The sequence below is a fragment of the Streptomyces sp. iso_384 genome (assembly GCF_056172905.1).
Map to the genome: position 1 here is coordinate 4,459,228 of NZ_JBWBTT010000001.1, position 20,067 is coordinate 4,479,294.

The window sequence follows — 20,067 nt, forward strand, 5'->3', positions numbered from 1 at the left end:
GGCGCACACCCGGGACGCGGTGCCGCCGGGGCCGCCGCGTCCCGGGCTCGCCGTCCGGCAGGGTCAGCCGCTGCCGGTGAGCATGGCGGTGATCCGCTCGGAGGCGGCCTTGGCCTCACGAATCGGGTCGCCGCCCTCCAGCACGGCCGTCATGTAGGGCTTGATCGGGTTCTCCGCCTCGACCCTGGCCCACTGGGACGAGTTGGGGGTGGCGCGGCCCCGGGTGGCGCCTTCCGCCATCGCCGCGGTGCCCTCGTCGCCCTCGATGACATGGGCGAGGCTCGGCTTGTTGGGCACGTAGCTCATGCCCCGGGCGAGCTCCGTCTGCCACTTCTCGCTCGCCAGCGCCTTGACGACGGCGATGCCGGCGCTGCGCTCGTCGGCGTTCTTCGGGACGATGAGGTCGGAGCCGCCGGTGAATACCGAGCCGGGGGCTTTCGCGGTCTTACCGGGAATGGGGAAGTAGCCGAGTTTTCCCTTGAGTTCGGGATTCTTCTGCTCGATGAGCGCGGCGCTGCCCGGTACCGAGATGATCTGCGCGACGTCGCCCTTGGCGAATACGTCGGTCTGCGGGGGCTTCTCCTCGTCGGCGTCCGTCGGGCCGTCGCCGAGCGCCTGGAGTTTCTGGTAGAACTCCATGCCCGCCAGGGCCTCCGGAGTGTCCAGGGCGCCCTGCCAGTCGCCGCCGTTCTCGTCGGCGAGCTCGCCGCCCTCGTCCCAGATGAATCCGGCGAGCACGTACCAGTTCTGACCGGCCAGATAAATGCCTTGGTTCCCCGCGCTGTTGAGCTTCTCGGAGTCGGCGATCCACTCGGCGCGCGTCTTCGGGACGGAGTCGATGCCCGCCTTCTCGAAGATCTCCTTGTTGTAGATCACCACGCGGTTGGCCGCGTACCAGGGGATGCCGTACTGCACGCCGTTGATGCTGCCGGGCTGGGCCAGACCGGGCAGCCAGTCCTCGCTGCCCAGGTCGCGCATCGACTCCAGGGTCAGATCGCGCAGGCCGCCGCTCTCCGCGTACTGCGCGACCTGCGTGTTCCCGACCTCGATCACGTCCGGGGCGTCGTCGCCCTCCAGCGCGGAGATGACCTTGGGGCCGATACCGCTCCACTCCTGGATCTTGAAGTCCAGCTCGATCGAGGGGTTCTCCTCCTCGTACGAGCGGGTGAACTTGTCCAGGAAACCGGGCGAGACACTGTCCTTCATCAGCCAGATCGTCACCGTGCGGTCACCGTTGCCCGAGCCCGATATATAGCCGCATCCGCCGAGGGCGACGGTTGAGACGAGCGCGATGGCTCCGGCCAGTATGCGGTTCTTCACGTGGTCACCTTCTGCGAAACGGCACAACGAAATCGGGACCCGGTGTGGGGGGATTGCGGGCGGCGCTCGCACGGGTGGTTGGCTGAATCCTGGTATGGACCAATCAGTAGGTCAAGGCGGGTGCCCGTCCCGATGCACCTCGCCCGCCCCCTCGCGGGACCTCACGGATTGGGGCAACGTGGTCACTGGAGAGGAGACAAACAATGGCGAACCATACCTATCGGGTCACCGAGATCGTAGGAACCTCCGAGGAGGGCATCGACGCGGCGATCCGGAACGGCGTCGCAAGAGCGGCGGAAACGTTGCACAATCTCGATTGGTTCGAGATTAATCAAGTTCGTGGTCATATCGAAGATGGCCGAATCGCGCACTACCAGGTCGGCCTGAAGGTGGGCTTCAGGCTCGACGAAAGCACCTGATCAGTCTGATCGGCCTGGTCAGGTACGCCCCTCGCGTTCCTGCGCGTCCTTCAGCGCCTCCGAGGGGTCGGCCCAGCGAGCCCGCACCACGGTAAATCCGGCCACTTCGGCGTCATCGCAGACCAACGCGTCGTCGTCCACGAGCATGCGCACCTGCCCCGTCCGCCCCAGCCGCCGGAGGATGTCCAGCTTCGTCCGGCGTGCGGGGCGCCGGTCCTCGTTGCGCCGCATGAACAGCGTGCCATCGGGCAGCCCCTGGCGGCTCAGCCAGCGCACGGTGTCACGACGGCACCGCTCGGGCCGGCCGGTCAGATAGACGATCTCGCACTCCTCGGCGCTCGCGAGGACCATCCGTACGCCTTCCGGGAGTGGCGGGTCGGCCGGGGCCGCGGCGAAGAATCCGGCCCAGTCGCGCTTGGCGCCCTCCAGGAAGTGCTGCCGGTGGGCGGTGTCGGCAAGGGTGCCGTCCAGGTCGAAAACGGCCAGCGGCCGTGCGTCGTCGTTCACTCCCCCAGCTTAGGAAGCGCCTCGGGAATCCCTGCGCAACGAGCGCGTTGAACAGAGCGTGAGCTCTGTGATCGCCTCGACCCGCTTCTCCGTCCTGGACCGCTCCCGCACCCGTGAGGGGCACGACGCGCCCCGGGCGCTGCGCGACACCGTCGACCTGGCCCGTCAGGCGGAGGCGCTCGGTTACCACCGCTTCTGGGTCTCCGAGCACCACGGTGTGCCCGGGGTCGCGGGCTCCGCGCCGACGGTGCTGGCGGCCGCCGTCGCCGCCGCGACCTCCACCATCCGGGTCGGCACCGGCGGGGTGATGCTGCCCAACCACCGGCCGCTGGTCGTCGCCGAGCAGTTCGGGGTGCTCGCCTCGCTCTTCCCCGGCCGGATCGACATGGGGCTCGGCCGCTCCGTGGGGTTCACCGACGGCGTACGCCGGGCGCTCGGCCACGGCAAGGAGGACGCCGAGGACTTCCCCGGACGGCTCACCGAACTGCTCGGCTGGATCGACGGCACCCAGCAGGCCCACCCCCGGGTCCACGCCCATCCGGCGGAGGGCCTGCACATCCCCGCGTACGTCCTGGCGATCGGGGAGGGCGCGGCCGTCGCCGCGGCCGCCGGGCTCCCGCTCGTCATCGGCGATCTGCGCGGCCGGGAGAAGGTGCTGCGCGCCATCGAGGTCTACCGCCGCGACTTCCGGCCCTCCGCCCGCGCCGAGCGGCCCGAGGTGATCGTCGCGGGCACGGTGGCCGTCGCCGGCACCGAGGAGGCGGCCCGCCGGCTGCTCGTACCGGAGGCGTGGGCCATGGCGTACTCCCGTACGCACGGCGACTTTCCGCCGCTGGCCCCGGCCGAACGCGTCGAGGCCCTCACCATGACGGCCAAGGAGCGGAGACTGTACGAGCAGGGGCTCGACGGCCATATCCACGGCACCGAGGACCAGGTGGCCGAGCAGCTGGAGAAGGCGATCACGGAGACCGGGGCGGACGAGGTGCTCGTCACCACCAGCACGCACGACCGCGAGGCGCTGACGGACTCGCTGCGGCGACTCGCCCGGATCGCCCGCGCTGCCCGCACCACCCGAGGCGTGGTCGCCGGATCCCGGGCGGCCGCCGTCGGCTCCGACGCCTAGAATCGAACTGTTTGTCCCATGGCGTCAGAACCCCACCCGTACGGAGCCGAGCCCCATGCCCTCCCCCCACGATCCGTACGTCCGCGTGCGCGGCGCCCGCGAGCACAACCTCAAGGACGTACAGGTCGACATCCCGCGCGACACCCTGACCGTCTTCACGGGCGTATCAGGGTCGGGGAAGTCATCGCTGGCCTTCGGGACCCTCTACGCGGAGGCCCAGCGCCGCTACTTCGAGTCCGTCGCCCCGTACGCGCGACGGCTGATCCATCAGGTGGGCGCACCGGCCGTCGGGGAGATCACCGGGCTGCCGCCCGCCGTCTCGCTGGAGCAGCGGCGCTCCGCGCCGGGGACCCGGTCGTCCGTCGGGACGGTCACCACGCTCTCCAACTCGCTGCGGATGCTCTTCTCCCGGGCCGGGGACTATCCGCCGGGGGCCGAGCGGCTGGACTCCGACTCCTTCTCGCCCAACACCGCCGTCGGCGCGTGCCCGGAGTGCCACGGGCTGGGGCGGATCCACCGGACGGACGAGGAGCTGCTGGTCCCGGACCCGTCGCTGTCGATCCGGGACGGGGCGATCGCCGCGTGGCCGGGGGCCTGGCAGGGCAAGAACCTCCGCGATGTGCTGGACGCGCTGGGGTACGACGTCGACCGGCCGTGGCGTGAGCTGGATCCGAAGGACCGCGAGTGGATCCTGTTCACCGACGAGCAGCCGGTGGTGACGGTGCATCCGGTACGGGACGCGGGCCGGATCCAACGCCCTTACCAGGGTACGTACATGAGTGCGCGGCGCTATGTGCTGCACACCTTCGCCGACACCAAGAGCCGGTCCCTGCGGGCGAAGGCGGAGCGTTTCCTGACCAGCGCCCCGTGTCCGGTGTGCGGTGGGAGCCGGCTGCGGCCCGAGGCGATGGCGGTGACCTTCGCCGGGCGGACCATCGCGGAGCTGGCCGGCCTGCCGCTGTCCGCGCTGGCCGAGGTGCTGTCCGGCGCGGGGGCGGGCGGTGAGGAGACGGCCCGGGTGCTGACGGGTGATCTGCTGGCGCGGATCGGGACGGTGACGGAGCTGGGGCTCGGCTATCTGAGCCTGGACCGGACGGCCCCGACCCTGTCCTCCGGTGAGCTGCAACGGCTGCGACTGGCCACGCAGTTGCGGTCGGGGTTGTTCGGCGTCGTCTATGTCCTGGACGAGCCGTCGGCCGGGCTGCACCCGGCGGACACCGAGGCGCTGCTCGGGGTGCTGGGGCGGCTGAAGGAGGCCGGGAACACGGTCTTCGTGGTGGAGCACCAGATGGATGTGGTGCGGCGGGCGGACTGGCTGGTGGACGTGGGCCCGCTGGCCGGGGAGCACGGCGGGCGGGTGCTGCACAGCGGGCCGCCGGAGGGGCTCGCCCAGGTCCCGGAGTCGGCGACGCGCCGCTTCCTGTTCCCGGCGGGCGGCCAGGAAAACGGGCCGGTGCGCCAGGCGCGTACGCCGTCCGGGTGGCTCCGGCTCGGCGGCGTGGAGCGGCACAATGTGCGGGGCGTCGACGCGGCGTTCCCGCTCGGGGTGTTCACGGCGGTGACCGGGGTGTCCGGCTCGGGCAAGTCGACCCTGGTCGGCCAGGTGCTCGCCGGAGTGCTGGCGGACCGGCAGGCGGGCGAGGAGCCCGGAGCGGCAGAGCGGTACTGCGCGGAGGCCACCGGCCTGGAGGCGGTGGACCGGCTCGTCCAGGTCGACCAGAAGCCCATCGGCCGGACGCCCCGGTCCAATCTGGCCACGTACACCGGCCTGTTCGACGCGGTACGCAAGCTCTTCGCGCAGACGGAGAAGGCGCGGGAGCGCGGCTACGGCGCGGGGCGGTTCTCGTTCAACGTGAGCGGCGGGCGGTGCGAGACCTGCCAGGGCGAGGGCTTCGTCTCGGTGGAGCTGTTGTTCCTTCCGAGCACCTACGCGCCCTGCCCGGACTGTCACGGCGCGCGCTACAACCCGGAGACCCTGGAGGTTGCCCTCGACGGACTGACGATCGCTCAGGTCCTGGATCTGACCGTGGAGTCGGCGGCCTCGTTCTTCGCCGGGACGCCGGCCGCCGAGCGTGCGCTGACCACTTTGCTGGACGTCGGGCTCGGGTATCTGCGGCTCGGCCAGCCCGCCACGGAGCTGTCCGGCGGCGAGGCGCAGCGCATCAAGCTGGCGGCCGAGCTCCAGCGCACCCGGCGCGGGCACACGCTGTATCTGCTGGACGAGCCGACGACGGGGCTGCATCCGGCCGATGTGGAGGTGCTGATGCGGCAGTTGCACGCGCTGGTGGACGGCGGGAGCACCGTGGTGGTCGTGGAGCACGACATGGCCGTGGTGGCGGGCGCGGACCATGTCATCGACCTGGGGCCCGAGGGCGGGGACCGGGGCGGGCGGATCGTGGCGACCGGCACTCCGGCGGAGGTGGCGCGTGCCGCCGCGAGCCGCACGGCGCCGTATCTGGCGGAGGCGCTGCGGCGCTGATCGCACGCGGGGTGGTACGCCGCTGATCCCGTACGGCTCGCGGGATTTCGGAGCCGTACGGGATCAGCTCCTCGGTCAGCGGCGGACCTTACGGGTCGCCCGCAGCCACTCCTTGTTCATCGCGGCGATCGAGGGCAGCGGGATGCCCTTGGGGCAGGCCGTGGCGCACTCGCCGGTCAGGGTGCAGCCGCCGAAGCCCTCGTCGTCCATCTGGGCCACCATGTCCAGGACGCGGGTCTCGCGTTCGGGGGCGCCCTGCGGCAGGACGTTGAGGTGGTTGACCTTCGCCGAGGTGAACAGCATCGCCGAGCCGTTCGGGCAGGCGGCGACGCAGGCTCCGCAGCCGATGCACTCGGCGTGCTCGAAGGCGAAGTCGGCGTCCGGCTTGGGCACCGGGGTGGCGTGGGCGTCCGGGGCGGTGCCGGTGGGGGCGGAGATGTAGCCGCCGGACTGGATGATCCGGTCGAACGAGGAGCGGTCCACGACCAGGTCCTTGATGACCGGGAAGGCGGAGGCCCGCCAGGGCTCGATGTCGATCGTGTCGCCGTCGGCGAAGGACCGCATGTGGAGCTGGCAGGTGGTGGTGCGCTCCGGGCCGTGGGCGTCGCCGTTGATGACGAGGCTGCACGCGCCGCAGATGCCCTCGCGGCAGTCGTGGTCGAAGGCGACGGGCTCGTCCCCGGCGAGGGTGAGTTCCTCGTTGAGGGTGTCGAGCATCTCCAGGAACGACATGTCGGCGGAGATGTTGTCGACTTCGTAGGTGGCCATGGCGCCGGGCTCTTCGGCGTTGCGCTGACGCCAGACGCGCAGGGTGAGCTTCATGCGTAGCTCCGCTGGGTGGGGTGGACGTACTCGAAAACGAGGTCTTCCTTGTGCAGGACGGGGGCGCCGCCGGTGACGGTGAACTCCCAGGCGGCGGCGTAGGAGAACTCCTCGTCGCGCCGTTCGGCCTCGCCGTCCGGGGTCTGGGACTCCTCGCGGAAGTGGCCGCCGCAGGACTCGGCGCGGTGCAGGGCGTCGAGGCACATGAGCTCGGCGAGCTCCAGGTAGTCGACGATGCGGTTCGCCTTCTCCAGCGACTGGTTGAACTGTTCGCCGGTACCGGGGACCTTGATGCGGCGCCAGAACTCCTCGCGGATCTCGGGGATCTTCGCCAGCGCCTTGCGCAGGCCGTCCTCGGTGCGGGCCATCCCGCAGTACTCCCACATGAGTTCACCGATCTCGCGGTGGAAGGAGTCGGGGGTGCGGTCGCCGTCGACGGAGAGCAGCAGGTTGATGCGGTCCTCGGTCTCCGCCACCGCCTCGGCGACGGCGGGGTGTTCGGCGTCGACGTCCTCGGTGTGCGGATTGCGGGCGAGGTAGTCGTTGATCGTGGAGGGCAGGACGAAGTAGCCGTCGGCGAGGCCCTGCATCAGGGCGGAGGCCCCGAGCCGGTTGGCCCCGTGGTCGGAGAAGTTGGCCTCGCCGATGGCGAAGAGGCCGGGAATGGTGGTCTGGAGGTCGTAGTCGACCCAGAGGCCGCCCATCGTGTAATGCACGGCGGGGTAGATCCGCATCGGGACCGTGTAGGGGTCCTCGTCGGTGATCCGCTGGTACATGTCGAAGAGGTTGCCGTACTTGGCCTCGACGGCCTTGCGGCCCATGCGCTGGATGGCTTCGGCGAAGTCCAGGTAGACGCCCTGCCCGCCGGGACCGACGCCGCGCCCCTCGTCGCAGACGTTCTTCGCGGCGCGGGAGGCGATGTCGCGGGGCACCAGGTTGCCGAAAGCGGGGTAGATGCGCTCCAGGTAGTAGTCGCGCTCGTCCTCGGGGATCTGGTTGGCCGGGCGGGTGTCGCCCTCGGCCTTGGGCACCCAGATGCGGCCGTCGTTGCGCAGCGACTCGCTCATCAGGGTGAGCTTGGACTGGTGGTCGCCGGTGCGCGGGATGCAGGTGGGGTGGATCTGGGTGAAGCAGGGGTTGGCGAAGTACGCGCCCCGCCGGTGGGCCCGCCAGATCGCGGTGGCGTTGGAGTTCATGGCGTTGGTCGACAGATAGAAGACGTTGCCGTAGCCGCCGGTGGCCAGGACGACCGCGTCCGCGAAGTAGGTGTCGATCTTCCCGGTGACCAGGTCGCGGGCGACGATGCCGCGCGCCTTTCCGTCCACCACGATCAGGTCCAGCATCTCGGTACGGGCGTGGAGTTCGACGCCGCCGGTGGCGATCTGCCGGGACAGCGCCTGGTAGGCGCCGAGGAGGAGCTGCTGACCGGTCTGGCCGCGCGCGTAGAACGTGCGCGAGACCTGGACACCGCCGAAGGAGCGGTTGTCGAGGAGGCCGCCGTACTCGCGGGCGAAGGGCACGCCCTGGGCGACGCACTGGTCGATGATCTCCACCGAGATCTGCGCGAGCCGGTGGACGTTGGACTCCCGGGCGCGGAAGTCGCCGCCCTTGACGGTGTCGTAGAACAGCCGGTGGATGGAGTCGCCGTCGTTGCGGTAGTTCTTCGCCGCGTTGATGCCGCCCTGGGCGGCCACCGAGTGGGCGCGCCGGGGCGAGTCCTGGAAGCAGAACTGGACGACGTGGTAGCCCTGTTCGGCGAGGGTGGCGCCGGCCGCGCCGCCGGCCAGCCCGGTGCCGACGACGATGACGGTGTGTTTGCGACGGTTGGCGGGGTTCACGAGTTTCGCTTGGAAGCGGCGGGTGTCCCAGCGTTCGGCGACGGGCCCCTCGGGGGCTTTGGTGTCGACGGCGGGCTCGCCCGTGCGGTACTGCGTGTAGTCGGGCATGTCAGCTCACCACTCCGGTCATGACGGCGACGGGTACGGAGATGAAGCCCAGGGTCAGCACTGCCGCGAGGAGGTTGGCGAGGGTCTTCAGGATGCGGTCGCGGGTCGCGTTGCCGACGCCCAGGGTCTGCGCGGCGCTCCAGAAGCCGTGCCGGACGTGCAGGCCCACGGCGAGCACCGCGACGATGTAGATGACGTTGCCGTACCAGGTCGAGAAGGTGTCGATGACGTTCTGGTACGGGTGTCCGGCCTCGAAGCTGGTGTGGACGGTGCCGGTCGTCAGGTCGAGGATGTGCCAGACGATGAAGAGCGCGAGGATGATCCCGCCCCAGCGCATGGTCCGGGTGGCGTAGCTGGCCCGTGGCCTCTTGTGGACGTACTTGGCCGGGCGCGCCCTGATGTCGCGCCGGCTCAGCTGGTACGCGGAGACGCCGTGCAGCACGACGGCCGCGACCAGCCCCACTCGGACGAGCCACAGCGCCCACTCGTAGTGCAGTACCGGTTCGCCCATGGTGCGCAGCCAGTGGGCGTAGCCGTCGAACTCACCGGGTCCGAAGAAGATCTTCAGGTTCCCCACCATGTGGGCGACGAGGTACCCGAGCATGATCAGACCGCTCACGGCCATGATCGTTTTCTTGCCGACGGTCGAGTCCCAGAGCGTACGCGTCATCGACGGCCGTCGGTCCGTCCGCGTTGCCAATGCCATGAACCTGACGGTAGGGGCGAAGGGTCCGATCAGTCCAAGACATGGACCAGCTTATCTCCATAGGTAATGGCTATCGACAGAGGTTATCGTCGGGCCCATGCACTTCCAACAGCTCACCTACTTCGTGGCCGTCGCCGAGGCCCGGCACTTCACCCGGGCCGCCGAGGCGGTGCATGTCTCGCAGCCCTCGCTCTCCCAGCAGATCCGTTCGCTGGAGACGGAGTTGGGCGCGGATCTGTTCAGCCGGGCCCGGGGCAACATCGCCCTCACCGACGCGGGCGAGGCGCTGCTGCCGCTGGCCCGCCGGATCCTCGCGGACGCGGAGACGGCGCGGCAGGAGGTCCAGGAGCTGGTCTCGCTGCGCAGCGGCCGGGTGCGGCTGGGGGCGACGCCGAGCCTGTGCACCGGGCTGCTCCCGGATGTGCTGCGGGCCTTCCACGACCGGCATCCGGGGGTGCGGCTGCTGCTGGAGGAGGGCGGCTCGCACGACCTCGTGCGTCAGCTGGCGCGCGGAACCCTGGACCTGGCGCTGGTGGTGCTGCCGCTGCCGGCCGCCTCCCCCGCGCTGACCACGGTGGAGCTGCTGCACGAGGACCTGGTGGTGGTGTCCTCGGCGGCGGAGCCGGCGCCGGGGCGGGGCGGCCGGGTCCGGATCGCGGATCTGGAGGGGGCGCCGCTGGTGATGTTCCGGCACGGGTACAACCTGCGGGAGCTGACGCTCGCCGCCTGCCGCGCGGAAGGCTTCGAGCCCTCGTTCACCGTCGAGGGCGGCGAGATGGACGCGGTGCTCGGTTTCGTACGGGCGGGGCTCGGCATCGCCGTGGTGCCGAGCATGGCGGCCCGGCGCGCGGGCCCCGATCTGCGCAGGACTCCGCTGGCCGGAGCCGGGCTGCGGCGCACGATCGCGCTGGCGCACCGCAGCGACGTGGCCCCGCCCCGGGCCGCGCGTGAACTCCAGCGGATGCTGCTGGAGCACGGCCCGGACACCCGCTGACCTGGCGACGGGCCGGGTACGTACGCGGTCTGCCGGGCGGACGGTCCGGCGGACGGCTACCGGGCGGGCGGTCCGCTGTACGCGGTCTGCCGGGCGGCCTGTCCCCGCCCGGCGACGGCGAAGGTCAGACCGCGTCCGCCAGCAGCAGCGAGTGGATGCGGTCCGGGGCCCCGGGGCGGGCGTAGTACCAGCCCTGCGCGGTGTCGCAGCCGAGCCGGCGCAGCTGCTCGGCCTGGGCGCCCGTCTCCACGCCCTCCACCGTGACGGCCAGCTCCAGACTGTGGGCCAGCGACACGATGCCCTCGACGATCTTCAGATCGACCGGGTCCGCCGGGTGCTGCTGCATGCCCCGGGTGAAGGAACGGTCCAGCTTGAGCACGCTCACCGGCAGCCGCCGCAGGTTCGCCAGGTTCGAGTAGCCGGTGCCGAAGTCGTCGAGCGCGATGTCCACGCCCATCTCCGCGAGCTGCCGCAGCGGCTTGAGTAGATCGTCGTCGGCCCCGATCAGCGCGGACTCGGTCACCTCCAGGCAGAGCGCTCCCGGCTCGAGACCGGACCGTTCCAGCACATCGACCGTCTCGGCGACCAGGCGCGGGTGGTGCAGCTGGGTCGGCGAGAGGTTGACGTTGATCCGCAGCGGGCCTCCGTCGCTGTGCCGCTCCTGCCAGAAGTTCGCCTGCCGTACGGACTCCTCCAGCACCCAGCGCCCGAGCGGCACGATGAGCCCGGTGTGCTCGGCGAGCGGGATGAACCGGTCGGGGCCGAGCACGCCGTGCTGCGGATGGCACCACCGTACGAGCGCCTCGGCGCCGTGCACGGTGCCGTCGCCCAGGTGCACCAGCGGCTGGTACTCGATGAAGAACTCGCCCCGGTCCAGGGCGGCCGGGAGCGCGGTGGTCAGCCCGTGCCGGGTGATGGCACGCGCGTCGGCCTCCGCGTCGGCGAGCTGGAAGCGATTGCCGCCCGCCGCCTTGGCCCGGTACATCGTGATGTCGGCGCTGCGCAGCACCTCGGCGGCGCTGCGCTCCCCGGAGGGCCCCTCGACGACGCCGATCGAGCCGCGGACGGTCAGTTCACGGCCGTCGAGGCGGATGGGGGTGGCGAGCGCGTTCAGGATGCGGCCGGCCAGTTCGTCCACCTGGTCGGCGGTGTCCGGTCCGGTGGTGAGGGCGACGAACTCGTCGCCGCCGAGCCGGGCGACCATCTCGCCGGTCGCGGGCGCGCAGCTCTGCAGCCGGTCCGCGATCTCGACCAGGAGCCGGTCGCCGGCCGCGTGTCCGAGGCTGTCGTTGATGGCCTTGAAACCGTCGAGGTCCAGGTAGCAGAGGCCGAAGCGGATGCCTTCCCGAGCGGCGAGGGCCTTCTCCAGACGTTCGAAGAACAGGGTCCGGTTGGGCAGTCCGGTGAGCGCGTCGTGGGTGGCCTCGTAGCGCAGCCGCAGATTCAGCAGCCGCCGCTCGGTGGTGTCCTCCATCAGCGCGAGCTGGTACTCGGGGCGCCCTTCGGAGTCCCGCAGCAGCGAGACCGTGAGGTTGGTCCACAGGACGGTGCCGTCGTTGCGGTAGTACGCCTTCTCGACCCGGTAGTGGTCGCGTTCGCCGCGTACCAGCTCGTCGTAGTACTTCCACACCTGCGGCGAGTCCTCGGGGTGGACCCACTCGTTCACCTTGTGGCTGCGGACGTGGTGCTCCAGCCCGCCGAACATCTTGGTGAGGGTGTCGTTGATCTCCAGGATGTTGCCGTCCAGGTCGGCGATGCCGATGCCGATGGCCGCGTCCTTGAAGACCGCGCGGAAGCGTGCCTCGGTGGCGTGCAGGGCCTCTTCGGCGTGCGAGCGGGCGGTCAGGGCCGAGCGGGCGATGGCCTCCTGCTCGGCGAGCGTGCGCTCGCGCAGGGCCGCCGAGAAGCCGGCGGCCAGCGTGTGCTGGATCCGGGCGCAGCGGGCCCGGCCGTCCTCGGTGGAAAGCGGTCCCGGTCCGTTGCCGCCGCAGTACAGCACGAGGTAGGAGTCGACGACGCCGAGCGTGGAGCTGAGGGCGTCCGGGTCGGTGCAGTGCGCGTCGATCAGGGCCGCGCCGATCCGCTGGGCGGGCGAGGCGTCGAAGGGGCGGGCGTGCAGGATGCCGTTCAGCTCGCGTGCCAGGGGCAGCAGATGCTCTTCGAACTCCGGCCGGGTGAGGGAGGTGGCGGTCAGGGGGAAGATGGCCCGGCTCCAGATCCTGGCGAATCTCCGGAGCCGGCCTTCAGGGCCGTCTGGTTCCGCGTCCGGCTCCCCGGACGCCTGGGCGGGAATGCTCACGCCTTGCGCCCAACCCCTGCGAAGCCCGAGAAGGCGTACGGGTCTTCCTGCTCAGGCGCCTGCGGGTTGTCGGGCCGCCAAGCGGGCATCGACACGAGCCCCGGCTCGACCATCTCGTAGCCCTCGAAGAACTGACCGATCTCTTCGCGCGAGCGCATGATCAGCGGGTTGCGGATGTTCTTGTAGACGCCGACCGTGCCGGCCGCCTCCTCCTTGGGCAGCGGGATGCCCTCGTACGAGGCGTGGGTCAGGACGACCAGGCTGCCGGGGGCCAGCGCCTCGCGCAGTTCGGCGACCGCGGCGCGCGGGTCGTCGGCGTCCTCGATGAAGTGGAGCACCGCGACGAGCAGCAGGGCCACCGGGCGGTCCAGGTCGAGCAGTCCGGTGATCTGCGGGTTCGCCAGGATCTCCTTGGGGTTGCGCAGATCGGCGGCGGCGATCACCGCGCGGTCGTTGCCCTCCAGCACGGCCTGGCTGTGGGCGACGGCGACCGGGTCGTGGTCGACGTACGCCACCTTGGCCGCGGGGTCGGCGGCCTGGGCGACCTCGTGGACGTTGCCGAAGGTCGGGATGCCGGAGCCGATGTCCAGGAACTGGTCGATGCCCGATGCCACGGCGTAGCGGACGGCGCGGCGCATAAAGGCGCGATTGGCCTGCATGATCTTGGGAAGGCCCGGGAGGAACTCCATGGCCTTGCGCGCGGCTTCCCGGTCCACCTCGAAATTGTGCGATCCGCCCAGATAGAAGTCGTACATGCGAGACACGCTCGGCACCGAAATGTCAATGCCCTGCGGTGCCCAGGCGGGACGCTCCATCGATGTCTCCAACAAGTCGCCACGGCGATCCGGCCATGTTCATGGTCAGTGTTGACCAGAGGCTACTGATCGACCGCCAAGAGGGCGAGTGGAAACGGAAATTAGCGATCCGTTATTGGTCACACTCCGGTGGCAACAACGGCCGGTCCGTCGCTGCGCGTATGCGGACAGCGACGGACCGGCACTCCGGTCACCGTTTCCCGGTGATTCGGGGCTACTTGGGGCTCCTGGGTGACGGTTCGCCGGGTCCCGTGATTACTTGGGAGCGCCGACGAGTTTGGAATCGGGGGAAACGGCATACCAGGTGCCGCCGACGCCCTGTCCGTTGGTGTCGCCGGGCTTGGCGTCGCCCGCGAAGGTGTAGATGGGCCAGCAGTCGATGGTCTGCTGCTCGATGCCGTCGGGGCGGTCGAAGGTGACGAATCCCTTCGTCGTCACACCGTCCACCGCGTTTTTGGCCATGGGGGCCACTACCGGCCACTTCTTGAGGCAGTCGCCCGTGCACGCGGTCTTCATCGGCCAGGCGGAGTCCTTGGTGAAGCGGTAAACCGTCATACCTCGGCCGTCCACCACGATGTCGCCGAGTTCCGGGTCCTTGCGGACCGAAAGACCGGCGGGATCGGCCGGTTCGGCCGCGCCCTCGCTGTCGGCGTTCTTCGCCGCCTTCTTGCCGTCGGGGGCCGCGGCGAACCAGGTGCCGCCGACGCCCTGCCCGTTGACCTGGCCCGGGGCGGTGTCCTTCGCGTACCGGTACATCGGCCAGCCGTCGACGGTGAGTTGGCTGGTGCCGTCGGCGCGGCTGACCTCGCCGAGCAGGTCGGCGTCGGTGCCGGCCGCGGCGGTGGCGTTGCCCGCGGCCACCACCGGCCAGACCTTGGCGCATTCGCCCTCGCAGGCCGACTTCGGCGGGTTGGCGGTGTCCTTGTCGAAGCGGTAGAGCGTGAAGCCCTCGCTGTCGGTGAGGACCTTTCCGAGCTTCTTGCTGTCCTGGACAGCGAGTTGACCGGCTTCCTTCGGTTCCGCCGCCTCCGTGTCGGCCCCGGAGCCGTAGCCCCCGCCGGCCGATCCGTAGCCGCTGTCGGCGGGCTGCTGGGCCGGGGCGGCGTTGCCCACCGCCTGGCCGTTGGGCGATGCGTCTCCCTGCTCCTGACCGCACGCCGTCGTGAGCGTCAACAGAGCCGCGGCGGTGACCGCGAGCGAGGCGTTGCGCCAGGTGTTCATGTCGACTCCCGTGGTGCTTCGTCGTATCGCTTCCGATGACGGCGCGGGACCGCGCCGTTCATGGCCCTAGGTACGGGGCATCGACAGGGTCGCGTTCAAAGGAGGACCGAGAAGAATTTCGGCGGCCGAAGATCGCGGGGCGAACACGGAGGCGAACACGGGCGCAAACACGAATGGCCGATTATCCCCACGATCAGGCGAATCACCCGGCGGAACCGCGTGTACCGCGGCGGCGTGGATCATGCTCCCGACCGTGTACGGATCACGCATCGGGCGGCTCACGACGGTCGCCGCACTCCTCTGGCTGACAGCCGTACCGCTGCCCGCGACCGCCGACAACTGCGCGGTGGCCTCGATCGGGCAGGGCGACGGCGGCTCCTCGGTCGCCGTGGCGGGCGACGGGGGCTGCGTCGCGGTCTCCGAGCCGGAGCCACCTCCGCCACCACCCCCACCGAAGCCACCGCCACCGCCACCTCCTCCCCCGCCTCCTCCACCACCACCTCCACCGCCGCCGCCTCCACCAGTGGTCGCGGAACCGCCACCTCCGCCACCTCCGCCGCCCCCGGCGCCCGCGGCGCCCGCACCGCCACCGAAGCCCTCGCCCTCGCCCTCGCCGAAGCCCCCGGCGCGGACCGAGTCTCCGCAACCCCGGGCCGTCGCCCTGCCGACGTACCGCAGACCGATCCGCAAACAGCCGAGGAGCGGGCCGTCACTGGTGTCCCTGACGCTGCTCATCACCGCCCCGGCGGTGTTCGCCGTCGCCGTACTGCGGCCGCGGTCAACCCGCTGACCAGGAGAGATGCATGTCCGAATGGCTCGTACTGAGCATTGCCATGGCGTCCGCCTGCGCGGTCGTCCTCACCATCGCCGTCCTGAACAACCGGCGCGTCGGGGACGACGACGACCCGTCCGAGACGCCCGACGTCATCGAGTACATGACGATGATGATCGGCGTGGTCTACGCGATCGTCCTGGGGCTCGCCATCGCCGGCGTCTGGGAGGGCCGCAGCGCCGCCCAGGAATCCGTACGCCTCGAGGCGCAGGCGCTGCACGAGGTGCAGGCGCGGGCCTCCGTCTACCCGGCCGAGGTCCGCGACCGTATCCGGGCGGACGTCGACGCCTATGTCAGCCATGTCGTCCACGACGAGTGGAAGGTGATGTCGGAGCGGAACACGCTGACCGAGCGCGGTACGCAGTTGCTGGACAGGGTGCGGGCGGACGTCACCGACTACGAACCGAAGACCGACCACGAGGGACAGGCGTACCAGCCGTTGGTCGACCAGGTGGCGGCGGCCGACGACGCGCGCAGTGCACGGGGGCAGAACGCCGGGGCGACGATGCCCGGGGTGGTCTGGTTCGGGCTGATCATCGGGGCGCTGGTGACCGTGGGGCTGATCTTCACCCTCCAGATCCGCAGAACCTTCCGCGAACTGCTCCTGGCGGGCCTGTTCAGCGCCCTGATCGCCTTTCTGCTCTTCCTGATCTGGGACTTCGACGCACCCTTCGGCCGGGGTATCTCGGCCACCGCCGAACCATTCCTCGACATGTTCCCGGGGGCCGTCCGCTGACCGCCCGCTCCCTGGCCGGTGAGGCGCTCCGTGCGCCGGCCGGGGGACACCGCTGACCCATTCGCCGGACCCCGATCGCGGGCCGGGGGGACCACTCCTAGCGTGTCGGGCATCGAGGTGCATTTTTCCTGCTATGTGGAAATTGGTTCCGCAGCTGCCCCTCGGGGAACCCGGAGGATCCACCATGCGCGCGATACGTGTCGCACCGCTCGCCCTGCTCGGCGCCAGTGCTCTGACGCTGCTGGCCCCGTCCGCCGCCTTCGCCGCGCCGGACGGGGCCTCCAGCACGTTCAATCCGACGATCAGCCCCTCGGTCATCGCACCGGGCGGCCGGGTCACCCTCGGCGCCGGTGGCTGCACGGGCGAGACGACCGTCAGCTCGGGCATCTTCGACACCGTCACCATCCCGAGCGGCAGCACGACGGCCACCGCCACCGTCGACACGGACGCCCGCCGGGGCGCCGTCTACGCGGTGACGTTCGCCTGCGGCTCCACGGGCACGTCCCGGAACGTCAACCTGACCATCACCGGCGGCGCCACGAGCACCCCCACCCCGACCCCCACCACGGTCCCGACCGCCAGCTCGACGGCCCTCGTGCCGGGCGGCGTACGCGGTGGCCTCGGCGGAAGCTCCGGCACCACCGACACGGTGGAGGTCGCCGCCGGCGCGGCCCTGGTGGTCGCGGCGGCCTCGGGCGCCCTCTACTTCGCGCGTCGCCGCTCCGCCGACCGCCGCCACTGACCGCGAGCATGCGGCGCACGACAGTCGCCCCGGGTCCTGATCCAGGACTCGGGGCGACGGGCGTATCGGGCCGGGCGGGAGGTTCGACGCCTTAGAACGCCGCATGGCTCGTCCGCCGGCGCCGGACGAGGAAGACCGCGCCGCCGACGGCCGCAGCGGCCACCAGACCGCCGCCGACCTGCATCTCCACGGAGCTCGGGCCCATCGTGCCGCCGAGCCCGCCCTGCGCGCCGTTGCCGGCGAGCACGGTGAACTTGTGCGTCGCGATCCGCTCGTTGTCGTTGCACTTCACCGAGAGGTGGTACTGCCCCGGCGTGGTGTTGTTACGAACCCGGGCATGGGCGTAGTTGGTGCCGTCGCCCGCCGAGAGAGTGGTCGTCGGGAACGCGTTCGACCAGACCTTGCCGCCGTGACCGCAGCCCTGCGCGGTGACCTTGAGCGTGCCGCCCTGGTGGACGGCCTGCGGGTTGACGGCGACATTGACCGGACCATTGGTGGCTACGGCCATGGGGGCCGCGAGACCGACGGCCGCGAAAGCTGTCGCGGTGACCGCGAGAGCGCGTGAAGCACGCATCGTGTGAACCTCCAGCGGGAAACGCCCCCGAGGGCTTGTCCCCCGGGCTGGATCGACGAGAACGCCTCCCATGACGAACACTCACCAGCCGATCGTCGTCCCGCACTTCGGCACTGCTCCACCCCGGTGACGCGACACGCCGTACGAAAACCCTCGAACCTGACGGATCCGCAGGTCACAGACCATCAGAAGTTTTATCTGCTCATTACTCCGATGGGCAGTCATCCGGTGGACCCCCAACCCGGCCGCCACCCGTTCGCCCCTCTCTGATCGCCGCCCGGACCCGGCGCCCTTAGCGTTCACAGCGTCGCGACGAAGGGAGAAGCATGGGCCGGGACTACGCTGGCGCCGAGCGGACCAGACGTGTGCCATGGGGTGCGATCGCCCTGGTGCTGCTCAGCGGCCTCGCCCTCATGCGCAACGGCACGGAGTTCGGGGAGGCGGGCCCGCCGCAGCCCGCCGCGGCCGCCTCGCTGGACCTGGGCAAGGACACGGCGGGACCGCCGGTGGAGGGCGAGCCGGTGCAGCCGCTGCCGTACGCCCCGGCCTCGCGCGTGAAGATCGGCTCCATCGACGTGGACGCCCCGATCATCGACGTCAATCTGGACGCCAACGGGTGGATCGACGCCCCGCCCGCCGAGGACCCCAACCTCGCCGGCTGGTACCAGAACGGCATCGCCCCCGGTCAGAAGGGCACCGCCGTGGTCGTCGGCCATGTCGACAACATGTCCGGGCCCGCGGTCTTCTACGGCCTCGGCTCGCTCCAGAAGGGCCACCGCGTCGAGGTCTCCCGCTACGACGGCCGGGTCGGGATCTTCGAGGTGTACGGGGTGGAGGTCTTCTCCAAGAACGACTTCCCCGGCGCCCGGGTCTACGGTGACACCGGCCACGCGGAGCTGCGGGTCATCACCTGCGGCGGCGGCTACTCCAAGGCCGGCGGCTACGACGGCAACGTGGTGGTCTTCGCACGGCTGGTCGACACCCGCTGACCCGAAGCTCCCTCCATGGCGCGCCCCCGGCGGTCCGCCGGGGGCACAGCCATGAGCGAGCGGGCGCTCCCGGGCTCAGACGCGGTGCGGCACCGTGATGCGGTAGCCGGAGTCCAGCAGCCGGGGCAGATAGCGGCGCAGGGCCGCGACGCTCTGCGACCGGTCGCCGCCCGCGTCGTGCGAGAGGACGACGACGCCGGGCGCCGCGCCGTCCAGCACCCGGCGGACGATCGTGCCGGTCCCCGGTGTCTTCCAGTCGAGCGTGTCCACGGTCCAGGCCATCGGCTCCATGCCCAACTCGGCTCCGATCTCGAAGGAGTTGCGGTTCCACGCACCGTACGGGGCGCGGTACCACAGCGGCGCGGTCCCGAGCGCCCGGTCCACCACCTCGCTGGTCCGTCCCAGCTCGTCGCGGATCGCGGAGCGCGAGAGCTTCGGGATCAGCGGGTGGGACCAGGAGTGGTTGCCCACCACATGGCCGTCGTCGGCCATCTCGCGCAGCAGGTCCGCGTTGCCTTCGGCCATTTCGCCGCAGACGAAGAACATCGCGCGGACCGAGTGCTCGCGCAGGGTCGCCAGGATGCCCGGGGTGTAGCGCGGGTCGGGGCCGTCGTCGAAGGTGAGGACCATCGAGTGCCCGAGCTCGGGAAGGTGCTCGAAGGGCCGGGTGCGCACGGGCGGCCGGGCCGGTCTGTACCGGGGCGGGGTGTTCGCGGTCATGGGGTCGAGCCGGTACGGGGAAGGCCGGCCGCGGACCTGTCCGGGAGGCCCCGCGGCCGCGGGGGGCGGAGTGCGTGCGGGGCGGCTGGGCGTCGACGCCGGATCGGCGGCGATCAGATGCACGGCGGTGGCGGCTCCGAGGCCGAGGGCGACCCTCAGCAGGGTGCGGCGCTCGGGTCCGGTGTGATCACTTCTCATGGCCAACTGCTCGCACGGCCGGACGTCCGCTCCGGCCGTCGACACGGAGGCCGACACGGACGCCGAATGTTTTGTACCCGATCGACGCAGTATGTTCATCTTCCCCGGAGCCCGTCGCCGTCCCGCATCGGCGCCTTCCGGACGAGCCGATAGCCTCGGAGCCGTGACAGAGCAGCAGCCTCATCAGTTCGAACGCGGTACGGACGGCCCCAAGGTGATCGTCGCGGGGCTCGACGGCTCCGATTCGTCGATGCGCGCGGCGGCCTACGCCGCCGGACTCGCCCGGCGGCAGAACGCCATGCTGGCGCTGGTGTACGTCCAGCCGGTCCTGACGGCGGGCGCCGCGCTGGGCGTGCCGGTGGGCGACACCACGGGCGAGGTCGCGGAGGACCTGGCCGCCGAGATCCGCGCTGCGACCGAGCGCTTCAGTGACGCGTGGGACATGCGCTGGGAGTTCCACACCTTCCGGGGCGACCCCTACAACGGCCTGGTGACGGCGGCCGACGAGCTGAAGGCGGACGCGGTGGTGGTCGGCGCATCGGAGTCGGCCGGGCACCGCTTCATCGGTTCGGTGGCCGTACGCCTGGTGAAGGCGGGGCGCTGGCCGGTCACCGTGGTGCCGTAG

General features: G+C 70.8%; 18 protein-coding genes. 8 read left to right on the plus strand and 10 right to left on the minus strand.

Annotation, left to right across the window (positions count from 1 at the left end; genetic code table 11):
- Positions 1-63: 63 nt before the first annotated feature.
- Positions 64-1,320 carry an extracellular solute-binding protein gene (locus AC0VY3_RS20025; protein WP_103509158.1) on the minus strand — a complete coding sequence of 419 codons (1,257 nt, stop codon included), beginning with the start codon at positions 1,318-1,320 and terminating at the stop codon, positions 64-66.
- A gap of 203 nt (positions 1,321-1,523) precedes the next feature.
- On the opposite strand from AC0VY3_RS20025, the gene AC0VY3_RS20030 reads away from it, so the two are divergent.
- Positions 1,524-1,739, plus strand: a complete 216-nt coding sequence (locus tag AC0VY3_RS20030) for a dodecin (protein ID WP_103509157.1) — start codon at positions 1,524-1,526, stop codon at positions 1,737-1,739.
- A gap of 18 nt (positions 1,740-1,757) precedes the next feature.
- On the opposite strand, the gene AC0VY3_RS20035 is transcribed toward AC0VY3_RS20030, so the two are convergent.
- The gene (locus tag AC0VY3_RS20035; protein WP_103509156.1) at positions 1,758-2,246 is read right to left on the minus strand and encodes a phosphatase domain-containing protein; all 489 of its coding nucleotides are present in this window, start codon (positions 2,244-2,246) and stop codon (positions 1,758-1,760) included.
- A gap of 67 nt (positions 2,247-2,313) precedes the next feature.
- Between AC0VY3_RS20035 and AC0VY3_RS20040 the strand changes: the two genes are divergently transcribed.
- On the plus strand, positions 2,314-3,369 hold the full coding sequence (locus tag AC0VY3_RS20040; protein ID WP_475551708.1) for an MsnO8 family LLM class oxidoreductase: 1,056 nt from the start codon (positions 2,314-2,316) through the stop codon (positions 3,367-3,369).
- Between the two features lie 55 nt (positions 3,370-3,424).
- Positions 3,425-5,848: an excinuclease ABC subunit UvrA gene (uvrA, locus tag AC0VY3_RS20045; RefSeq protein ID WP_475550198.1), complete on the plus strand. Its 2,424-nt coding sequence runs from the start codon at positions 3,425-3,427 to the stop codon at positions 5,846-5,848.
- A 75-nt stretch (positions 5,849-5,923) separates the two neighbouring features.
- Here the strand turns inward: uvrA and AC0VY3_RS20050 are convergent, their stop codons facing one another.
- The 3 genes from AC0VY3_RS20050 to AC0VY3_RS20060 are packed head-to-tail and all read right to left on the minus strand — an operon-like array spanning position 5,924 to position 9,322.
- Positions 5,924-6,670: a succinate dehydrogenase/fumarate reductase iron-sulfur subunit gene (locus AC0VY3_RS20050; protein WP_103509153.1), complete on the minus strand. Its 747-nt coding sequence runs from the start codon at positions 6,668-6,670 to the stop codon at positions 5,924-5,926.
- A complete protein-coding gene (locus AC0VY3_RS20055; RefSeq protein WP_103509152.1) occupies positions 6,667-8,616 on the minus strand; it encodes a fumarate reductase/succinate dehydrogenase flavoprotein subunit in 1,950 nt (649 codons plus the stop codon). Before AC0VY3_RS20055 ends, AC0VY3_RS20050 begins: the two co-directional genes overlap by 4 nt.
- Position 8,617: 1 nt before the next feature.
- Positions 8,618-9,322 (minus strand): succinate dehydrogenase, encoded by a 705-nt coding sequence (locus tag AC0VY3_RS20060; RefSeq protein ID WP_103509151.1) that lies wholly within the window; start codon positions 9,320-9,322, stop codon positions 8,618-8,620.
- Between the two features lie 97 nt (positions 9,323-9,419).
- Here AC0VY3_RS20060 and AC0VY3_RS20065 point away from each other — a divergent pair, with 97 nt between their 5' ends.
- Positions 9,420-10,316, plus strand: coding sequence for a LysR family transcriptional regulator (locus tag AC0VY3_RS20065; RefSeq protein ID WP_103509150.1), 897 nt, complete (start codon positions 9,420-9,422; stop codon positions 10,314-10,316).
- A 124-nt stretch (positions 10,317-10,440) separates the two neighbouring features.
- On the opposite strand, the gene AC0VY3_RS20070 is transcribed toward AC0VY3_RS20065, so the two are convergent.
- The 3 genes from AC0VY3_RS20070 to AC0VY3_RS20080 all read right to left on the minus strand — a co-directional run bounded on the left by AC0VY3_RS20070 (position 10,441) and on the right by AC0VY3_RS20080 (position 14,651).
- The gene (locus tag AC0VY3_RS20070; RefSeq protein WP_103509149.1) at positions 10,441-12,615 is read right to left on the minus strand and encodes a putative bifunctional diguanylate cyclase/phosphodiesterase; all 2,175 of its coding nucleotides are present in this window, start codon (positions 12,613-12,615) and stop codon (positions 10,441-10,443) included.
- Positions 12,612-13,430 carry an SAM-dependent methyltransferase gene (locus tag AC0VY3_RS20075; protein ID WP_103509148.1) on the minus strand — a complete coding sequence of 273 codons (819 nt, stop codon included), beginning with the start codon at positions 13,428-13,430 and terminating at the stop codon, positions 12,612-12,614. The genes AC0VY3_RS20070 and AC0VY3_RS20075 overlap by 4 nt, the downstream gene beginning before the upstream one ends.
- Positions 13,431-13,685: 255 nt before the next feature.
- Positions 13,686-14,651, minus strand: a complete 966-nt coding sequence (locus AC0VY3_RS20080; RefSeq protein ID WP_103509147.1) for an SCO0930 family lipoprotein — start codon at positions 14,649-14,651, stop codon at positions 13,686-13,688.
- 803 nt (positions 14,652-15,454) lie between these two features.
- On the opposite strand from AC0VY3_RS20080, the gene AC0VY3_RS20085 reads away from it, so the two are divergent.
- On the plus strand, positions 15,455-16,219 hold the full coding sequence (locus AC0VY3_RS20085) for a bestrophin-like domain (RefSeq protein WP_242739290.1): 765 nt from the start codon (positions 15,455-15,457) through the stop codon (positions 16,217-16,219).
- Between the two features lie 184 nt (positions 16,220-16,403).
- Entirely contained in the window at positions 16,404-16,961 is a 558-nt protein-coding gene (locus tag AC0VY3_RS20090; protein ID WP_103509144.1) for a hypothetical protein, read from the plus strand.
- A 91-nt stretch (positions 16,962-17,052) separates the two neighbouring features.
- On the opposite strand, the gene AC0VY3_RS20095 is transcribed toward AC0VY3_RS20090, so the two are convergent.
- The gene (locus AC0VY3_RS20095; protein WP_103509143.1) at positions 17,053-17,535 is read right to left on the minus strand and encodes a hypothetical protein; all 483 of its coding nucleotides are present in this window, start codon (positions 17,533-17,535) and stop codon (positions 17,053-17,055) included.
- A gap of 326 nt (positions 17,536-17,861) precedes the next feature.
- Here AC0VY3_RS20095 and AC0VY3_RS20100 point away from each other — a divergent pair, with 326 nt between their 5' ends.
- On the plus strand, positions 17,862-18,524 hold the full coding sequence (locus AC0VY3_RS20100; RefSeq protein ID WP_103509142.1) for a class F sortase: 663 nt from the start codon (positions 17,862-17,864) through the stop codon (positions 18,522-18,524).
- Positions 18,525-18,599: 75 nt separating this feature from the next.
- Here AC0VY3_RS20100 and AC0VY3_RS20105 read toward each other — a convergent pair whose 3' ends face one another.
- Entirely contained in the window at positions 18,600-19,442 is an 843-nt protein-coding gene (locus AC0VY3_RS20105; RefSeq protein ID WP_103509141.1) for a polysaccharide deacetylase family protein, read from the minus strand.
- Positions 19,443-19,605: 163 nt separating this feature from the next.
- Between AC0VY3_RS20105 and AC0VY3_RS20110 the strand changes: the two genes are divergently transcribed.
- Entirely contained in the window at positions 19,606-20,067 is a 462-nt protein-coding gene (locus AC0VY3_RS20110) for a universal stress protein (protein WP_103509140.1), read from the plus strand.